15 protein-coding genes and 1 tRNA gene are annotated in these 14,978 nt (G+C 69.2%); 10 read left to right on the top strand and 6 right to left on the bottom strand.

The features are described from left to right. The first annotated feature begins 42 nt into the window (after positions 1–42). The 4 genes from DW307_RS08235 to DW307_RS08220 all read left to right on the top strand — a co-directional run bounded on the left by DW307_RS08235 (position 43) and on the right by DW307_RS08220 (position 4,018). Positions 43–1,785, top strand: a complete 1,743-nt coding sequence (locus tag DW307_RS08235) for an MDR family MFS transporter (RefSeq protein WP_029267562.1) — start codon at positions 43–45, stop codon at positions 1,783–1,785. Continuing rightward, on the top strand, positions 1,748–2,242 hold the full coding sequence (locus tag DW307_RS08230) for a MarR family winged helix-turn-helix transcriptional regulator (RefSeq protein ID WP_021201257.1): 495 nt from the start codon (positions 1,748–1,750) through the stop codon (positions 2,240–2,242). Before DW307_RS08235 ends, DW307_RS08230 begins: the two co-directional genes overlap by 38 nt. Positions 2,243–2,296: 54 nt before the next feature. Next, positions 2,297–2,851, top strand: a complete 555-nt coding sequence (locus tag DW307_RS08225) for a MarR family winged helix-turn-helix transcriptional regulator (RefSeq protein WP_240750566.1) — start codon at positions 2,297–2,299, stop codon at positions 2,849–2,851. 78 nt (positions 2,852–2,929) lie between these two features. Then, positions 2,930–4,018, top strand: coding sequence for an alkene reductase (locus DW307_RS08220; RefSeq protein WP_136024488.1), 1,089 nt, complete (start codon positions 2,930–2,932; stop codon positions 4,016–4,018). On the opposite strand, the gene DW307_RS08215 is transcribed toward DW307_RS08220, so the two are convergent. Both DW307_RS08215 and DW307_RS08210 read right to left on the bottom strand, forming a co-directional pair. Further along, on the bottom strand, positions 3,982–4,716 hold the full coding sequence (locus DW307_RS08215; protein ID WP_136024487.1) for a hypothetical protein: 735 nt from the start codon (positions 4,714–4,716) through the stop codon (positions 3,982–3,984). The genes DW307_RS08220 and DW307_RS08215 overlap by 37 nt on opposite strands. A gap of 29 nt (positions 4,717–4,745) precedes the next feature. Beyond that, complete coding sequence (locus DW307_RS08210; RefSeq protein ID WP_136024486.1) at positions 4,746–5,531, bottom strand: DNA/RNA non-specific endonuclease; 786 nt, start codon at positions 5,529–5,531, stop codon at positions 4,746–4,748. 100 nt (positions 5,532–5,631) lie between these two features. On the opposite strand from DW307_RS08210, the gene DW307_RS08205 reads away from it, so the two are divergent. From DW307_RS08205 to DW307_RS08190, 4 genes are all read left to right on the top strand, one after another. After that, positions 5,632–6,993 (top strand): aminotransferase class I/II-fold pyridoxal phosphate-dependent enzyme, encoded by a 1,362-nt coding sequence (locus DW307_RS08205; protein ID WP_136024485.1) that lies wholly within the window; start codon positions 5,632–5,634, stop codon positions 6,991–6,993. Continuing rightward, positions 6,990–8,240: a pyridoxal phosphate-dependent aminotransferase gene (locus tag DW307_RS08200; RefSeq protein WP_136024484.1), complete on the top strand. Its 1,251-nt coding sequence runs from the start codon at positions 6,990–6,992 to the stop codon at positions 8,238–8,240. The genes DW307_RS08205 and DW307_RS08200 overlap by 4 nt, the downstream gene beginning before the upstream one ends. A gap of 13 nt (positions 8,241–8,253) precedes the next feature. Then, positions 8,254–8,324: transfer RNA gene (locus DW307_RS08195), tRNA-Cys, on the top strand. Positions 8,325–8,367: 43 nt separating this feature from the next. Continuing rightward, positions 8,368–9,480: a DegT/DnrJ/EryC1/StrS family aminotransferase gene (locus DW307_RS08190; RefSeq protein WP_029259940.1), complete on the top strand. Its 1,113-nt coding sequence runs from the start codon at positions 8,368–8,370 to the stop codon at positions 9,478–9,480. Between the two features lie 35 nt (positions 9,481–9,515). On the opposite strand, the gene DW307_RS08185 is transcribed toward DW307_RS08190, so the two are convergent. Beyond that, positions 9,516–10,367, bottom strand: a complete 852-nt coding sequence (locus tag DW307_RS08185; RefSeq protein WP_021201249.1) for an AraC family transcriptional regulator — start codon at positions 10,365–10,367, stop codon at positions 9,516–9,518. Between the two features lie 123 nt (positions 10,368–10,490). On the opposite strand from DW307_RS08185, the gene DW307_RS08180 reads away from it, so the two are divergent. Then, positions 10,491–11,036: a carboxymuconolactone decarboxylase family protein gene (locus DW307_RS08180; RefSeq protein WP_021201248.1), complete on the top strand. Its 546-nt coding sequence runs from the start codon at positions 10,491–10,493 to the stop codon at positions 11,034–11,036. 98 nt (positions 11,037–11,134) lie between these two features. Here the strand turns inward: DW307_RS08180 and DW307_RS08175 are convergent, their stop codons facing one another. Together DW307_RS08175 and DW307_RS08170 are read right to left on the bottom strand one after the other, a co-directional pair. Beyond that, complete coding sequence (locus DW307_RS08175) at positions 11,135–11,866, bottom strand: glutamine amidotransferase (RefSeq protein WP_021201247.1); 732 nt, start codon at positions 11,864–11,866, stop codon at positions 11,135–11,137. Further along, a complete protein-coding gene (locus DW307_RS08170) occupies positions 11,863–12,873 on the bottom strand; it encodes a type I glyceraldehyde-3-phosphate dehydrogenase (protein ID WP_029267551.1) in 1,011 nt (336 codons plus the stop codon). Before DW307_RS08170 ends, DW307_RS08175 begins: the two co-directional genes overlap by 4 nt. A 51-nt stretch (positions 12,874–12,924) precedes the next feature. On the opposite strand from DW307_RS08170, the gene DW307_RS08165 reads away from it, so the two are divergent. After that, positions 12,925–13,605 (top strand): HAD-IA family hydrolase, encoded by a 681-nt coding sequence (locus DW307_RS08165; RefSeq protein ID WP_136024483.1) that lies wholly within the window; start codon positions 12,925–12,927, stop codon positions 13,603–13,605. Positions 13,606–13,620: 15 nt separating this feature from the next. Here the strand turns inward: DW307_RS08165 and gabT are convergent, their stop codons facing one another. Then, positions 13,621–14,958, bottom strand: a complete 1,338-nt coding sequence (gabT, locus tag DW307_RS08160; protein WP_021201244.1) for a 4-aminobutyrate--2-oxoglutarate transaminase — start codon at positions 14,956–14,958, stop codon at positions 13,621–13,623. Between the last annotated feature and the right edge of the window lie 20 nt (positions 14,959–14,978).

Raw genomic sequence — 14,978 nt, 5'->3', positions numbered from 1 at the left:
ATGGTTGACCTCGATCAACTTTCTACGCAGGAGCGTTACCCCGTGACACACACCCCATCCGCACCCCCCGAGACGACCCGGTCGGCTCGCGAGGTCTTCACCGCGATCTCCGGACTCGTCGTCGGCATGTTCGTCGCCGTGCTCTCGGGCACCGTGGTGTCGACCTCGATGCCGGTCATCATCGCCGACCTCGGCGGCACGCAGTCCCAGTACACCTGGGTCATCACCGCGAGCCTTCTGGCCACCGCCGTCTCGACCCCGATCTGGGGCAAGCTCGCCGACCTCGTCGACCGCAAGGTGCTCGTCCAGATCTCCCTCATCCTCTTCACGGTCGGCACCGTGATCGCCGGCTTCTCGACCGACACGAACATGCTCATCGCGGTCCGCGTCATCCAGGGCATCGGCGTCGGCGGCCTGATGTCGCTCGTCATGATCGCCGTGGCCCTCATCATCTCCCCGCGTGAGCGCGGCAAGTACATGGGCGTCGTCGGCGGCATCATGGCCCTCGGCACCATCGGCGGCCCGCTGCTCGGCGGACTCCTCACCGACGTGTGGGGCTGGCGCTCCAACTTCTTCGTCGGCGTGCCGTTCGCGATCCTCGCCCTGGTGCTCCTGCAGTTCACCCTGCACCTGCCGAAGCCCCAGCGCGACACCAAGGTCTCGATCGACTACTTCGGCATCGTGCTCCTCGCGGTCGGCGTCTCGACCCTCCTGATCTGGGTCTCGATGGGCGGCAACCAGTTCGACTGGGACTCCTCGACGAGCATCATGCTGATCGTCACCGCCGCGGTCGCGATCGCCGCGTTCATCACGGTCGAGTTCTTCGTCAAGGAACCGATCGTCCCGATGTCGCTGTTCCGCAACCGCACCTTCACCCTGTCGGTCATCGCCTCGATCGCGATCGGCGTCTCGATGTTCGCGACGTCGGTGTTCCTCGCGCAGTACTTCCAGCTCGCCCGTGGCGCCACGCCCACCGAGTCCGGCCTCATGACCATCCCGATGATCATCGGCCAGATGGGGGCGTCGATCATCATCGGCCAGCTCGTGAGCCGCTTCGGCAAGTGGAAGGGCTGGATGCTGACCGGGTCGGTCCTCGCGACCGCCGGCGTCAGCCTGATGGCCACGCTCCGCTACGACACCCCGTTCCCGCTCGTCGCCGTCTACATGTTCGTGCTCGGCGCCGGCCTCGGCATGGTCATGCAGAACCTCACGCTGATCGTGCAGAACGACACTGCTCCGCAGCAGCTGGGCGCCGCCTCGTCGAACGTGAACTTCTTCCGCACGATCGCCGGCACCATCGGCGTCACCGTGATGGGTTCGCTGCTGTCCACCAGCGTCGCGAACTACATCACCGATGCGCTCGACGGCTTCGTCCCGTCGACACCCGCCGAGATCGACGCGCTCAAGCACCTCGCCTCGGGTGACGTCCCCAAGGTCGGTCAGCTGCCCGACACGATCCGCACGATCGTCGAAGGAGCATACGGCCACGGCATCGCCGATTCCTTCATCATCGCGATCCCGCTCGCGGTGATCGCGATCATCGCGATCGCGTTCATCAAGAACAAGCCGCTGTCGACCAAGAACGCCGCCGAGCAGATGCTCGAGCAGGCTGAGGAATCGGTGATCGAGGTCTCCGAGGCCGAGGTCGGAGCCTCGCTCTCCACCGGAACCATCCGGATCGAGGGTGCCGGCAGCGCCCCCGCGACCGGTGCGGTCCGCGTTCTCGAGCGCGACGATCGTGCCCGTGATGACGTTGCCCGCGAAGACCGGGACGGGGAGCGCTGAGGTCATGGCCTCGGCAGGGGTCGCGGCGTCGGATGTCGACAGTGCGCTCGGTGACCTCCAGGCGCATCTGAACCTCATCTTCGCGAGGACCCGGTCGCTGTGGAAGGAATCCGCAGCCCGGGTCCACCCGGAGCTGCAGGTGGCCGGCTACAAACTGCTGACCTTCATCGACAGGGCGGGAACGGCCAACGCGCACGAGATCGCCGAGCGGTTCGAGATGGACAAGTCGGTCATCAGCCGTCAGGTGCGGATGCTGGAAGAGCTCGGTCTCCTCGAGTCCCGCCCCGACGAGCGCGACGGTCGGCTGCGGGTGCTGAGCGTGACCGCCACGGCCTGTGATGCGCTCGCCGCGGTCCGCCGCGACTACGGCACCCGTCTCCAGGCCGTGATCGATGAGCTGACTCCCGAAGAGATCCGGGCGGCGTCAAAGGCCTTCCGGCTGCTGGCCGAGGTCTGACCCGAAGCCCCGCCGTCACGATCGACGGCGGGGCTTCGCCGTACACTGGCGAGCATGAGCGCCTCCTCCGACGCCCCTGCCGATGATGCCGCCGATGATGCCGCCGATGATGCCGCCGATGATGCCGCGGGGGCCCCTGGCGAGACCCGTGCATCCGCTGCCGCGACCGACCTGCTGGGCGACGCCGACCTCGACCAGGCCGTCACCAGGGTCGAGCAGGAACTGGGTCGACTCTTCGCGCGGATCCGCATCGGCTGGCGTGAGGCCGCAGCGACCGTGCATCCCGATCTGCAGCCCCTCGGCTATCAGGTGCTGACCTCCATCGCGACGGGAAAGGCGACTTCGGCCGGAGCGATCATCGAACGGCTGCAGACCGACAAGTCGGCGGTGAGCCGCCAGGTGCGACAGCTCGAACAGCTCGGACTCGTGGAGAGCGTGCCGGACCCGGACGACCGCAGGGCCCGTGTGCTCGTGGCGACCGACCTGGCGCAGGAGCGGGTGGCGCTCGCCCGTTCGCGCTATGAGGGGCGCATCGGCGAGCGGCTGCGCAACTGGACCGCGGCCGATCTCGACCACTTCGCCGATCTGCTCGCCGGCCTCGGCGGCTGAGGGAGACGACCGGCCTCGTCCGGCGGAGCGAAACGCCGACCGGGAATACGCTGATCCCCTCGCGCCTTACCTCCCACCGTGAATCTCTACGAGCCCGCCGTCTTCGGCGCCCTGCAGCTGTCCAACCGCGTCGTCATGGCGCCTCTCACCCGCACCCGTGCGGATGACGACGGTGTCCCGACCGCGACGATGGAGGAGTACTACCGGCAGCGTGCGGGGCAGGGGCTCATCATCTCCGAGGGCACGTGGCCGGTCGCCGAAGGCAAGTCGTACCCCGGGCAGCCGGGCATCGTGACGCCCGGGCAGATCGAGGGGTGGAAGCCGATCACCGCAGCCGTCCATGACGCGGGGGGAACGATCGTCATGCAGCTCATGCACGGCGGCCGTGTGGGGCACCCCGCCATCTCAGGCGAGGCGCGGGTCGTCGGTCCGAGTGCGCTCGCCGCACCCGGACAGACGCGCACGCCCGAGGGCAAGGCCGATCTGCCGGTGGCTCATGCGATCACACTCGACGAGATCCCCGAGGTCGTCGAGCAGTTCGCGCAGGCCGCCCGCAACGCGATCGCCGCCGGCTTCGACGGTGTCGAGGTGCACGGCGCGAACGGGTACCTCGTGCACGAGTTCCTCTCGCCGGTGTCGAACATCCGCGAGGACTCGTACGGCGGATCGCCCGAGAACCGCGCGCGCTTCGCGATCGAGGTCACCGCGGCCGTCGCCGCCGCGGTCGGAGCCGACCGCACCGGCATCCGCCTGTCGCCGCAGCACAACATCCAGGGTGTGCTGGAGGAGGACGATGCGGATGTCCGCGCGACGTACACGGCCCTCGCCGAGGGTCTCGCGCCGCTCGGCCTCGCGTTCATCGACGTGCTCAACGCCGACCCCGCCGGAGAGCTCGTGCAGCACATCCGTCGCACGGCGGGTGCGCCCCTGATCGTCAACACCGGCTTCGCGGCGGAGACGACCAAGGATGAGGCCGAGTCGCTCGTCGCCGACGGGCGGGCGGACGCCGTCGCCGCCGGCCGTCCCGTGATCGCGAATCCCGACCTGGTCGAGCGCTGGATCCAGGGAGCCGAGCTCAACGACCCGCGTCCCGAACTGTTCTACGGTCGGACCGCCGAGGGATACAGCGACTACCCGTCGCTGGAGTCGGTGCGCGCCGGGGCCTGAGGCGGCGTCGACAAGCGCGTGACGGCGAGGTCGACGAGGGCGAGAGCGTCCCGCGGGATCACCGCGGTGCACACGACGTGCTCGTCGACCCGGAAGCCGATGCTGTAGACGAACGGGTCGGTGTCGACGCACAGCGCGGGACGCTCCTCGCCGTCGACCTCGACCGAGGCGTCCGATGCCGAGGCGGCGGGGGGCTTCCCGGTCCCGTCGGCGTCGGCACGGGGGTCGGTCGAGAGGCCGAGCTCGCCGCGGAAGCGGTTGCGCAGGATGTGGTCGGTGTGCGCGGCGAGCTGCTCGGCGAGAGAGGCCCCCTCCCGGCCGGGCGATGCATGCCAGGTCGTCCGCACCGCCTCCCACAGCATCGGGTACCGGAAGGCCTGCACCTGCGCGATCAGCCAGGCCGGACGACCCCAGGGCGGCTCTTCCGTGAGGGAGCGCCGTGTGGGTTCGTCCAGCTCGATCTCGTTGCGGGGATCGGCATGGTCGTCGGGGTGCCGCCACAGCGTGTAGCTGAACGATGCCGAAACCTCGTCGCGGCCCGCTGCGCCGGAGATCTCCATGAAGCCGGCCACGGGGAGTCGCGTGAGAGCGCGCTGCGGCTTCAGCTCGAATACCGGGAAGGGGAGGCTCTGCAATCGGGCATCGGACTCGATGCTCGGGTCGGGGGCATCGGTCGGGACCACTCCGCTGTACTCCATCGGTCCAGTGTGGCGCGATCGCTCCCGGATCACAGCACGATGTCGCCCGCGGTGTCGAGCGTCCGCCATCCGGACTCCCGCGCTCCCTGTCGCGGGAGCGTGTCCGCCTCGACCAGTGCTCCGAGGTCGATGCCGGTGAGTGCGACGATGTCGGCGATCGGCACCTGGAACGTGCGGAAGGCGCCGAGCGGGGGGACGGCGAGCGTCTCATCCCGCATGTCGACGAGGTCGGACTGATCGAGCACGAAGCCCGCGGCGGCGAGGCCATCCGGTCCCTGCCACGCGGCGACCTTCCAGAAGCGGAGGGGCACGCGGATGCCTCGGTAGGGAGGATCGCTCTCGGCCAGTACCGGGGCGGTGAACACCGACAGGCGCTGATCGGTGCTCTCGGCATAAGCGAGCACGTGGTCTTCGAGGCCGAGCCACAGCTCCTTCGACTGGTTGAATCCCGCAGCCTGCGGCGCAGCGTTGGGATAGAAGAAGGTCGCCTCGCTGGCGGCGCGCGCGGTCTGCGTCGGTCCCCATCCCGGGTCTCGTCGCCGCACGAGGTGCCCGCGGTCGAGGTCGTTCCGCGTGTACACCTCGGGTCCCGTCTGCTCGTCGGCCGGGAGGCGGTCGTCGAGTCGCCAGTCGCCGGTGCGCGGCAGGTCCTGCAGCGTGGCGCCGTCGATGTTCACCGCCGTGACCGCCGCGAAACGCCGCTCGGGGTCGAGCAGCACCGTGAATCGCGGATACGGGAGCGAACGCATCTCGCGTTCGGGACAGGGGAGGGGGAGCCGTTTCCCGAGGAAGTCCGATTCGTAGCCGTCGGTCATGCCCCCATCGTGCCCGGTGCCTCCGACGTGCGCACCCCGAAGTCGAAGCAGACCGTGCGGATCTTTTGACATAGGTCAAAAGATCGCCTACGGTCGAACCATGGCCCAGGCACCCGATCGCGAAGACGTCGAAGATGGCATCGTCGGGTCGACCGCGGCGGAGATCTCCGAGAGCGTGCGCGACCTCGTCGAGCGGGGTGCATACGCTCCGGGAGACCAGCTGCCGTCGGTCAGATCACTCGCCGCTCGCCTCGGCGTGAACAGGAACACGGTGCTGGCGGCCTATCGTTCGCTGGTCACCGCGCGCATCGCCGCCACGGGTGGCCGCACCGGAACCACGGTGCTCGGGCCGGCGCAGAACCCCGACGAGGGATTCACCCCCGGCTCGGTGCTGCGTGATCTCGGCAGCGGCAATCCCGATCCCGCCCACCTTCCCGACCTCGCAGCCGCCTTCGCCGCTGTCACGCCCGGCCACGTGCTCTACGGTGAGTCCGTCATCGACGCCGACCTCGCCGAATGGGCGACCGAGTGGATCGCGGCCGACCATCCGCGTCCGTTCCGCCTGTCGATCACCGCCGGGGCGGTCGATGCCGTCGAGCGCCTCTTGGCCCAGACCCTGGTGCAGGGCGACCGCGTCGGGCTCGAAGACCCGTGCTTCCTCTCCAGCATCCACACCGCGCGTCTCGCCGGATACGTGCCGGTCGCCATCCCCGTCGATCGCGAAGGGATGACCGTCGCCGGCCTGCGTGCGGCCCTCGAGAGCGGCGCGCGCGCGATCGTCTGCACGCCGCGTGCCCACAACCCGACCGGTGTCGGCACCAGTCCTGCACGCGCACGAGAGCTCCGCGAGGTCCTCGCCGATCATCCTCACGTGCTCGTCATCGAAGACGACCATTTCTCGATGCTCGCACCCACGCCCTACGAGAGCATCATCGCCCCCACGCAGCAGCGGTGGGCGCTGGTCCGCTCGGTGTCGAAGTTCCTCGGGCCCGACATGCGCCTCGCGGTGACGGCATCCGATCGGGTGACCGCTCAGCGTCTGGCGCTGCGCCTGAGCCCCGGAACCATGTGGGTGAGCCATGTGATGCAGCGGCTCGCCGCCACGATGCTGCGCGATGACGAGACCCGGGAGCTCATCATCGAGGCGGGCGCGCACTATGCGGGGCGCAACCGCCTCTTCGTGTCGATGCTCGTCGAACAGGGGATGCACGCGCAGGCGGACAGCGGGCTCAACGTGTGGGTCGACGTCCGCGACGATGCGACGGAGATCAGCCGTCGCCTCGCTTCGCGCGGGTGGCTCGTGCGCCCCGGCTCCGAGTTCGCGCTCGATCCCGGCAGCTCGCAGGGCTCCACCCAGCTTCGCCTGACCGTGCACACGCTCGACGACGCGGAGATGCAGCGCCTCGTCGACGACCTCGTCGGGGTCGCCGGGGGCTCGAGCGCGGCGGGGGTGGAGGCATGACCCCGTCCCGGCCGGAGAGGGCCGATCATCGGATCGGACGCTCCTCGCGGTTGGAAGGCGTCCTGTACGACCTGCGCGGACCGGTTGCCGAGCGCGCGGCCGAATTGGAGAAGCGCGGAGAGTCCATCCTCCGTCTCAACATCGGCAACCCCGCCCCGTTCGGCTTCGACGCCCCGCGGGCCATCGTCGAGGCTCTCCGCTCGGCGTTGCCTCAGGCGCACGGCTACTCCGAGTCGGCCGGTCTTCCCGAGACCCGCGAAGCGATCGGAGCGCATTACGCGCTGCGCCCCGGATTTCCCGCACTGGGGATCGACGACATCACCGTGGGGAACGGCGTCTCGGAGCTCGTGGGGCTGACGCTGCAGGCGCTGCTCGAGCCGGGCGACGAAGTGCTCATCCCGAGCCCTGACTACCCCTTATGGACGGCGTCGACCGTGCTGGCCGGAGGGCGAGCGGTGCACTATCCGTGCCTCGAGGCCGAAGGATGGACGCCCGACCTCGCCGCGATGGAGGCGGCGATCGGTCCGCGAACCGCGGCCATCGTGGTGATCAACCCGAACAATCCGACCGGTGCGGTCTACACGCGTACGGTCCTCGAGCGGATCGCCGAGCTCGCGCGGCGCCACGGCCTCCTGCTGCTCTCGGACGAGATCTACGACCGGGTCGTCTTTCCGGGATACGCGCATGTGTCCATGGCGCAGGTCGCCCCCGACGTTCCGTGCGTCACGTTCGCCGGGCTGTCCAAGACCCACCGTGTCGCGGGCTACCGTGCGGCATGGATGACGACGACGGGGTTCCACCGCGACGATCCCTTCCTCTCCGGGGTGCGTCTGCTCGCCTCGATGCGCATGTGCGCGTCGGTGCCGGCCCAGCACGCGATCACCGCGGCCCTGACCCACGACGACTCGCTCGACGCTCTGGTGGCGCCCGGCGGCCGGCTGACGCGGCAACGGGATGCGGCCCTCGAAGCGCTCGAGGCGATTCCCGGGGTCGATACGCAGCCGGCGGGTGGGGGGCTCTACCTCTTCCCGCGACTGGATCCCGAGGTGCACGGCATCGAAGACGACGAGCAGCTGGTGCTCGACTTCCTCGACGCCGAGCGGATCCTCCTCGTACACGGCAGGGCCTTCAACCTGCAGACGCCCGACCACCTCCGGATCGCTTTCCTTCCGGAGGCCGAAGTGCTCACCGACGCGCTCCGTCGGCTCGGAACGTTCCTGAACGGGTACTCGCCGCCGGGACGCTGAGCACATCCGACCCGGTGGAGTGACCGAGTGGCCAGGTCGCGGTCCGCAAGACCGTGCACGCAGGTTCGATTCCTGCCTCCACCTCAACCGGGCTCATGCGAGCCGCCGCCGACGAAGGGCTTCCACGATGGACAGCGCATTCATTCCCGCCGCCAAGCCGATCATCGGCGATGACGAGGTCGCCGCCGTCGAACGCGTGCTCCGCAGCGGCATGCTCGCCCAGGGGGCGGAAGTCGCAGCCTTCGAAGCCGAGTTCTCCGCGCAGTTCCTCGACGGACGGACGGCGGTCGCCGTCAACTCCGGCACGAGCGGTCAGCTGCTCGGGCTCATCGCCGCAGGCGTGGGTCCGGGGGATGAGGTGATCGTCCCCTCCTTCACCTTCGCGGCCGTCGCCAACTCCGTCGTCCTCGCTGGGGCGACTCCGGTCTTCGCCGACATCGAGCCGGCGCACTTCACCCTCGACCCCGAACGGGTGCGGGCGGCGATCACCCCGAGGACGAAGGGGATCATGCCCGTGCACCTGTACGGGCACCCCTTCCTCGTCGATGGCATCGAAGCGCTGGCGGCAGAGCACGGACTCGCCATCTACGAGGATGCCGCGCAGGCGCACGGAGCCGCCTGGCGCGGACGTCCGGCGGGAACCATCGGTGCGTTCGGGATGTTCAGCCTGTACCCCACCAAGAACATGACCGCCATCGAGGGCGGCATCGTCTCGTGTGCTCGGGACGATCTCGCCAGGACCGTCCGCCTGCTGCGCAATCAGGGGATGGAGACGCAGTACGCGAACGAGATCGTCGGGTACAACAACCGCATGAGCGAGGTACATGCGGCGGTGGGGCGTGTGCAGTTGCGCAAGGTGGGAGAGTGGACGCGGCAGCGACAGCGGAACGCCGCCCTGCTGGATGCCGAGCTCGCCGGCCTCCCCGGTCTCACCGTGCCTCCGGTCGCTCCCGAAGCCGAGCACGTCTACCACCAGTACACCGTCCGCATCGCCGACGGCGAGCGGGATCGTGTGCGTGATGCCCTGCGGGACGAGCATGGGGTCGGCGCAGGCGTCTACTACCCGATCCCGAACCATCGGCTGCCGTCCCTGCAGAGGTTCGCCCCGGAAGCGGAGTTGCCGGAGACCGAGCGGGCAGCGCAGGAAGTGCTCTCCATCCCGGTTCATCCCTCACTCTCGTCCGCCGATCTCGAACGGGTGATCGATGGGCTCCGAGCGGTGCTCGCGGCCGGTCGCTGATCGGTTCCGTCACACGGACCTGTCACGGTCGATCATCACGCGGCGAGCGTCAGCCACGCTCGAGGCGAGTGCCCGATGCGCTGAGCGAACACCCGCGAGAACGCCGATGAGCTGGCGTAGCCCAGTTCCGCCGCCACGGTGCTCACGGACACGCCCGCGCGCAGTTGCTCCTGGGCGATCGTGAGCCGCCACTCCGTGAGATAGTCGCCGGGGGAGCGCCCGAGCACCTCTTTGAAGCGGGCGGCGAATGCGCTTCGCGACATCGTGGCGGTGCGGGCGAGGGCCTCCAGGCTCCAGGACTCTCCTGGGGCCTCGTGCATCGCGACCAGTGCGGGGGCGAGCCGCTCGTCGGCGAGGCCGGGTATCAAGCCTGGCGGGAGGTCGAGTCGTTCGGCGTGATCGAGCATCCACCGCAACAACTGGATGAGCACGACCTCGAACATGCGATCCGCCACCAGGGGGCGACCGCACCGCACGTTGTCGACCTCGGAGAACATCAGGTCGAGTGCGGGGCTGAGCGTCTCGACCTCGTCGAGCGGCAGGACGATCGACGACGGCAGAGTGCGCACCAGCGGGTGCGTGGCGCCGCCGTCGAAGTCGAGCGTCGCGCAGGCGAAGTCGGATTCATCGGTCGGTGCGTTGAGGAAGGAGTGGTCGATCGGGCGGGGGAAGAACAGCAGGCTCGGTCGGGTGATGACCTCGCGCTCTGAGCTGCCGTCCGCACGGCGGTGCGTCACCTCCATCTCGCCGCGGCGCAGGACGTGCAGGAAGCCGTGGCCGCCGCTCGCCGGAAAGACCGTCGTTCCGCAGAGGGGGCCGTTGTGGAACAGTCGGGTCCGCACGCGGAAGCGTTCGAGCAGGGGAGAGAGGCGGTCGACGGCGGGCATACCTTCAGTATCGTGGACGATATGTCATGAAAGCAAGACTTTTTGGTGCGTATCGTCCGATATGTTTCGAAAGACTGAAGTGAGCCCGGATCCGGGCCCATCCCGTCATCGAAGGAGCATCCCGTGCCCAACGTCCCTCTCATCGACCGCGACAACGCCACCGGAAACGTCAAGGAGCAGCTCGACCAGATCGCCGGCGCTTTCGGAGCCGTGCCGGCCATGTTCCGCGCCGTCGCCAATTCTCCTGCTGCTCTCACGAGCATGTGGAGCGCATTCGGTGCCTTCGGCGGAGGATCACTCGGCGCGGCGCTCGGCGAGCAGATCGCCGTCGCCGTCGCCGACCGGAACTCGTGCCAGTACTGCCTCGCAGCGCACACCGCCCTCGGCAAGAAGGCCGGTCTCAGCCGCGAGACGCTCACCGCCGCGCAGAGCGGCGAGTCCGACGACCCGCGCACGGCGGCACTGCTCGCCTTCGCGCTGAAGCTCGTCGAGGAACGCGGCCAGGTGTCCTCGGCGGACGTCGACGCCGTGCGCGCGCAGGGCTGGACCGACGAGCAGATCGTCGAGACGATCGCACAGGTCGCGCTGAATCTGTTCACGAACTACGTGAACATCGCTCTGGATGTCCCGATCGACTTCCCGAGCGTGGCGCTGCGTCGCGCGAGCTGAACGCCGCCACGCAGAAGGGGCCGGGTCCGTGTGGACCCGGCCCCTTCTGCGTGCACGGTCGGCTTCTGCGTGTGCTGCGCGCCTCGTAGGCGGCGGCGTCAGGCGGGGGAAGTCGGCTTCTCGACCGCATCCAACCAGGCGGCGATGGTGGAACGAGCCGCCTTTTCGAGCTTCGGTCCGTAGGCTCTGGCATCCTCGCGGATGATGCGCGGATCGATGCCGTTGTGGTGCAGCTCGTGCGCGTGGCCGATCAGCCAGCGTCCGATCGTGCGGTGGTCGGCCTCGAGGTGGAACTGCAGGGCGAGCACGGCGTCCGTGCTGAAAGCCTGGTTCGGGAACTCGGGCGTAGATGCGAGATGGCGGGCGTTCGGGGGAATCGTGAAGGCGTCGCCGTGCCAGTGCAGCACCGGCATGCCGTCGAGCGGACGCAACGGCGAATCGAGGCCCTCCGTGGTGAGGTCGAGCGGTGCATAGCCGATCTCGACCGCACCTGTCGGGCGCACCTCGGCACCCAGCGCCTCGGCGATCAGCTGCGCGCCGAGACAGATCCCCAGCAGAGGCCGCCCGGAGCGGAGTCGATGGGAGACGGCCTCCTTCGACGCATGCAGCATCGGATAGCCGTCGGCGTCGTGCACGCCGATCGGACCCCCCAAGACGACCAGGAGATCGGCGTCATCCACCCGCTCGATGTCGATGGCCTCGATCCCGAGGTCGACGTACTGCACGCGATACCCGCGTTCGCGCAGGAGCGGTTCGATGTTTCCCAGGTCTTCGAAGTGCACGTGCCGGAAGGCGAGCGCGGTGCGCTCCCACGGGGTGGCGTTCGTCATGCGGGCAGCCTTTCTGCGACGTATTCGGCGAGCTCGGTGAGACGGTGCGAGTACCCCCACTCGTCGTCGTACCAGGCGGAGATCTTCACCTGCGACCCGATCACCCGGATCAGCCCGGCATCGAGGATCGACGAATGCGGATCGATGACGGTGTCGGCGATGGCGATCTCGTCGTCGGCGCAGCGCAGGATGCCCTTCAGCGGGCCGTCGGCGGCGGTCTCATAAGCGGCTCTGACCTCGTCGACCGTGACCGGACGGGAAGCGGTGACCGTGAGATGCGTGATGGAACCGCTGATCGCCGGGACGCGCAGGGCGAAGCCGTCGAGACGGCCCTCGAGTTCGGGGATCACGCGTCCGATGGCCAGCGCCGCCCCGGTGTCGCCGGCGGAGATCTTCGTGCCCTTCCCTCCGGCGGATCGTGGATCGGAGTGCGGGATGTCCTGCAGGAGAAGGTCTGTCGAGTCGGCGTGGATCGTCGTCATGAGGCCGGCGTCGATGCCGAAAGCCTCATGGAAGACCTTCGCCACGGGGGCGAGGCAGTTCGTCGTGCAGGAGGCGCTGGAGATGACGTGGTGCCGGGTCGGGTCGTAGGTGTGCTCGTTGACCCCGCGCATGAACGTGCCGTCGTCGCCCGCGGTGGGAACGGTCATGATCACCTTCCTGGCCCCTGCGGTCAGATGCTTCCTCGCGTCGTCGGACCGGGTCTCGGCCCCCGTGGACTCGATCACGATGTCGATCCCCAGTGCCGCCCACGGAAGCCGCAGCGGATCGCGTTCCGTGAACATGCGGATCGCGTGGCCGTTGAGGAAGAGGTGCTTGTCGTCGAACCGCACGCCGCGGGTCGACGGACCGCTGTGACCGTCTCGCTGCAGCAGCTCGGCGAGAGCACGGGGCCCGCGCGGATCGTTCACCGCGACGAGCTCGAGCTCCGAGCGGCGGGCGAGCAGCAGGCGGAGCTGGTTGCGGCCGATCCGGCCGAGCCCGTTGACGGCGATCCTCGTTGGCATGGTGGTCCCCTCCGTGGCGCGGTCCCCCCGTGCCGGTGATAGTTTTGGCCTATGCCAAAATTATCACATGTGCGAAGCGGAGATTCCTGGGAGTTCGAACGCGCCGGCGTGCTGTTCGACTGCGATGGCGTCCTGGTGGACTCGGTCGCGTCGGCGGCTCCCGCCTGGGAGGCCTGGGCGCGTCGGCACGCCCCGTCGTTCGACTTCCTCCGGGATGCGCCGCATGGCATGAGGCCGAGTGAAGTCGTCGCGGGTCTGGTGGGCCCGGATGCCGCGGCCGCCGCGACTGCAGAACTGGTCGCCCTCGAGATCGAGGCGGCCGTGCATACGAGAGCGATCCCCGGTGCCGCACGCCTCGTGGGGTCGTTGCCGCGTGATGTCTGGGCGGTCGTGACGAGCAGCAATCGCGCCGTGGCGCTGGCCCGGTTGCAGAGCTCCCACGTGCCACGGCCTCCGACCCTGGTTGCGGCGGAGGACGTGCCTCGCGGCAAGCCGGAACCCGACCCGTACCTCCTCGGCGCCTACCGGCTGGCGCGTGCTGCCGAGGACTGCATCGTGTTCGAGGACTCGGTCCCGGGGATCCGCTCGGCTCGCGCGGCGGGTGCCGGATTCGTCGTCGGCGTCGGAGCAGGATCGGCCGACGGCGATCCCGACGTGGTGGTCGCAGACCTCCGCGCGGTTCGGTGGCGGGACGGCGTCCTCGTGGTCGACACCGCCGGCGGGGTCGACTGACGTGCCGGTAGAGCGTCAGCCGAGCGTCGTCAGGGCGCGGTCGATCACGTCCATAGCGATGTCGATCTGATCGTCGGTGGTCGTGAGCGTCGGCAGGAATCGGATGACGTTCGAGTCGCTGCCCGCGGTCAGCAGCAGGATGCCGTGCTGGGCCGCGTAGGCCGCGATCGCCGACGCGGCCCCGGCTGCCGGCAGCGACGTGTCGGGGTCGCTCAGCTCGAACGCGTACATCGCGCCGATCCCGCGGACGTCTCCGATCAACGGGTGGCGGGAGGCCAGGGCGGCGAGATGGTCCTGGAGGCGTGCGCCGATGCGCAGAGCCTCCGCGAAGAAGTCGCCGCGGTCGAGCTCGTCGAAGACCGAGAGGGCGGCGGCGATGGAGACCGGGTTGCCGCCGAAGGTGCCCCCGAGCCCACCCGGGTCGGGCGCATCCATGATCTCGGCGCGACCGGTGACGCCGGCGAGCGGGAGTCCGGCCGCGATGCCCTTCGCTGTGAGCACGAGATCGGGGATCACGCCGAAGTGCTCGCTCGCGAACCAGGTGCCCGTGCGGCCGAGCCCCGTCTGGATCTCATCGGCGATGAACACCACGCCGTTGCGCGTGCACCATTCCTGCAAGGCGGGGAGATATCCGTCTGCAGGAACCACGAATCCGCCCTCGCCCTGGATGGGTTCGGCGATCAGAGCGGCGAGGTCGGCGGTGCCGATGCGCTGTTCGAGGTGGGCGATCGTCCGCTGCGCCGCCTGCGCGCCGGTGAGTCCATCGCGGTAGGGGTACGAGTTGGGCACGCGGTGGATGTCGGGGGCGAAGGGCCCGAACCCGGTGCCGTACGCGGCCTTGTGGTTCATCGCGAGTGTGAGGTTGGTGCGCCCGTGGAAGGCGTGGTCGAGGGCGGCGACCGCGCGGCGACCGGTGTATCGACGAGCGATCTTGACCGCGTTCTCGACGGCCTCCGCGCCGGAGTTCACGAACACCGAGCGCTTCTCATGGTCGCCCGGCGTCTTCTCGGCGAGGCGCTCCGCCAGTCGCACGTAGCCCTCATAGGGGGTCACCGTGAAGAGGGTGTGCGTCACCTGCTCGAGCTGTGCGGCGGCGGCGGCGATCGCGGCCGGATTGCCGTGCCCGATGGTGGTGACGCCGATGCCACTGCCCAGGTCGAGGAAGCGGTTGCCGTCGACATCGGTCACCCAGGGACCCTCGGCGTGCGCGATGTACACCGGCAGAATGCTCCCGACACCGCGCGCGACCGTTCTCGTGCGACGTTCGTGGATCGACCGGCTGCGCGGGCCGGGCACCTCGGTCAGGAGGGAAGGCGCGGCGGACGCGTCGGGGAGGACGAGAGACGAGGGCATGGCGGCTCCTTGGGTGAGCG

The organism is Microbacterium sp. K27, assembly GCF_004794435.1.
GTDB classification, from domain to species: Bacteria; Actinomycetota; Actinomycetes; order Actinomycetales; family Microbacteriaceae; genus Microbacterium; species Microbacterium maritypicum_A.
This window is presented reverse-complemented; position numbering and strand designations above follow the sequence as displayed.

What these genes read in the sequence shown, in the direction of transcription:
- DW307_RS08210 (WP_136024486.1), bottom strand. Translation starts at nt 5,531, where the DNA reads ATGACCGACGGCTACGAATCGGACTTCCTCGGGAAACGGCTCCCCCTC.
- DW307_RS08225 (WP_240750566.1), top strand. Translation starts at nt 2,297, where the DNA reads ATGAGCGCCTCCTCCGACGCCCCTGCCGATGATGCCGCCGATGATGCC.
- DW307_RS08215 (WP_136024487.1), bottom strand. Translation starts at nt 4,716, where the DNA reads ATGGAGTACAGCGGAGTGGTCCCGACCGATGCCCCCGACCCGAGCATC.
- DW307_RS08175 (WP_021201247.1), bottom strand. Translation starts at nt 11,866, where the DNA reads ATGACGAACGCCACCCCGTGGGAGCGCACCGCGCTCGCCTTCCGGCAC.
- DW307_RS08165 (WP_136024483.1), top strand. Translation starts at nt 12,925, where the DNA reads ATGCCAAAATTATCACATGTGCGAAGCGGAGATTCCTGGGAGTTCGAA.
- DW307_RS08190 (WP_029259940.1), top strand. Translation starts at nt 8,368, where the DNA reads ATGGACAGCGCATTCATTCCCGCCGCCAAGCCGATCATCGGCGATGAC.
- DW307_RS08200 (WP_136024484.1), top strand. Translation starts at nt 6,990, where the DNA reads ATGACCCCGTCCCGGCCGGAGAGGGCCGATCATCGGATCGGACGCTCC.
- gabT (WP_021201244.1), bottom strand. Translation starts at nt 14,958, where the DNA reads ATGCCCTCGTCTCTCGTCCTCCCCGACGCGTCCGCCGCGCCTTCCCTC.
- DW307_RS08230 (WP_021201257.1), top strand. Translation starts at nt 1,748, where the DNA reads ATGACGTTGCCCGCGAAGACCGGGACGGGGAGCGCTGAGGTCATGGCC.
- DW307_RS08205 (WP_136024485.1), top strand. Translation starts at nt 5,632, where the DNA reads ATGGCCCAGGCACCCGATCGCGAAGACGTCGAAGATGGCATCGTCGGG.
- DW307_RS08185 (WP_021201249.1), bottom strand. Translation starts at nt 10,367, where the DNA reads ATGCCCGCCGTCGACCGCCTCTCTCCCCTGCTCGAACGCTTCCGCGTG.
- DW307_RS08170 (WP_029267551.1), bottom strand. Translation starts at nt 12,873, where the DNA reads ATGCCAACGAGGATCGCCGTCAACGGGCTCGGCCGGATCGGCCGCAAC.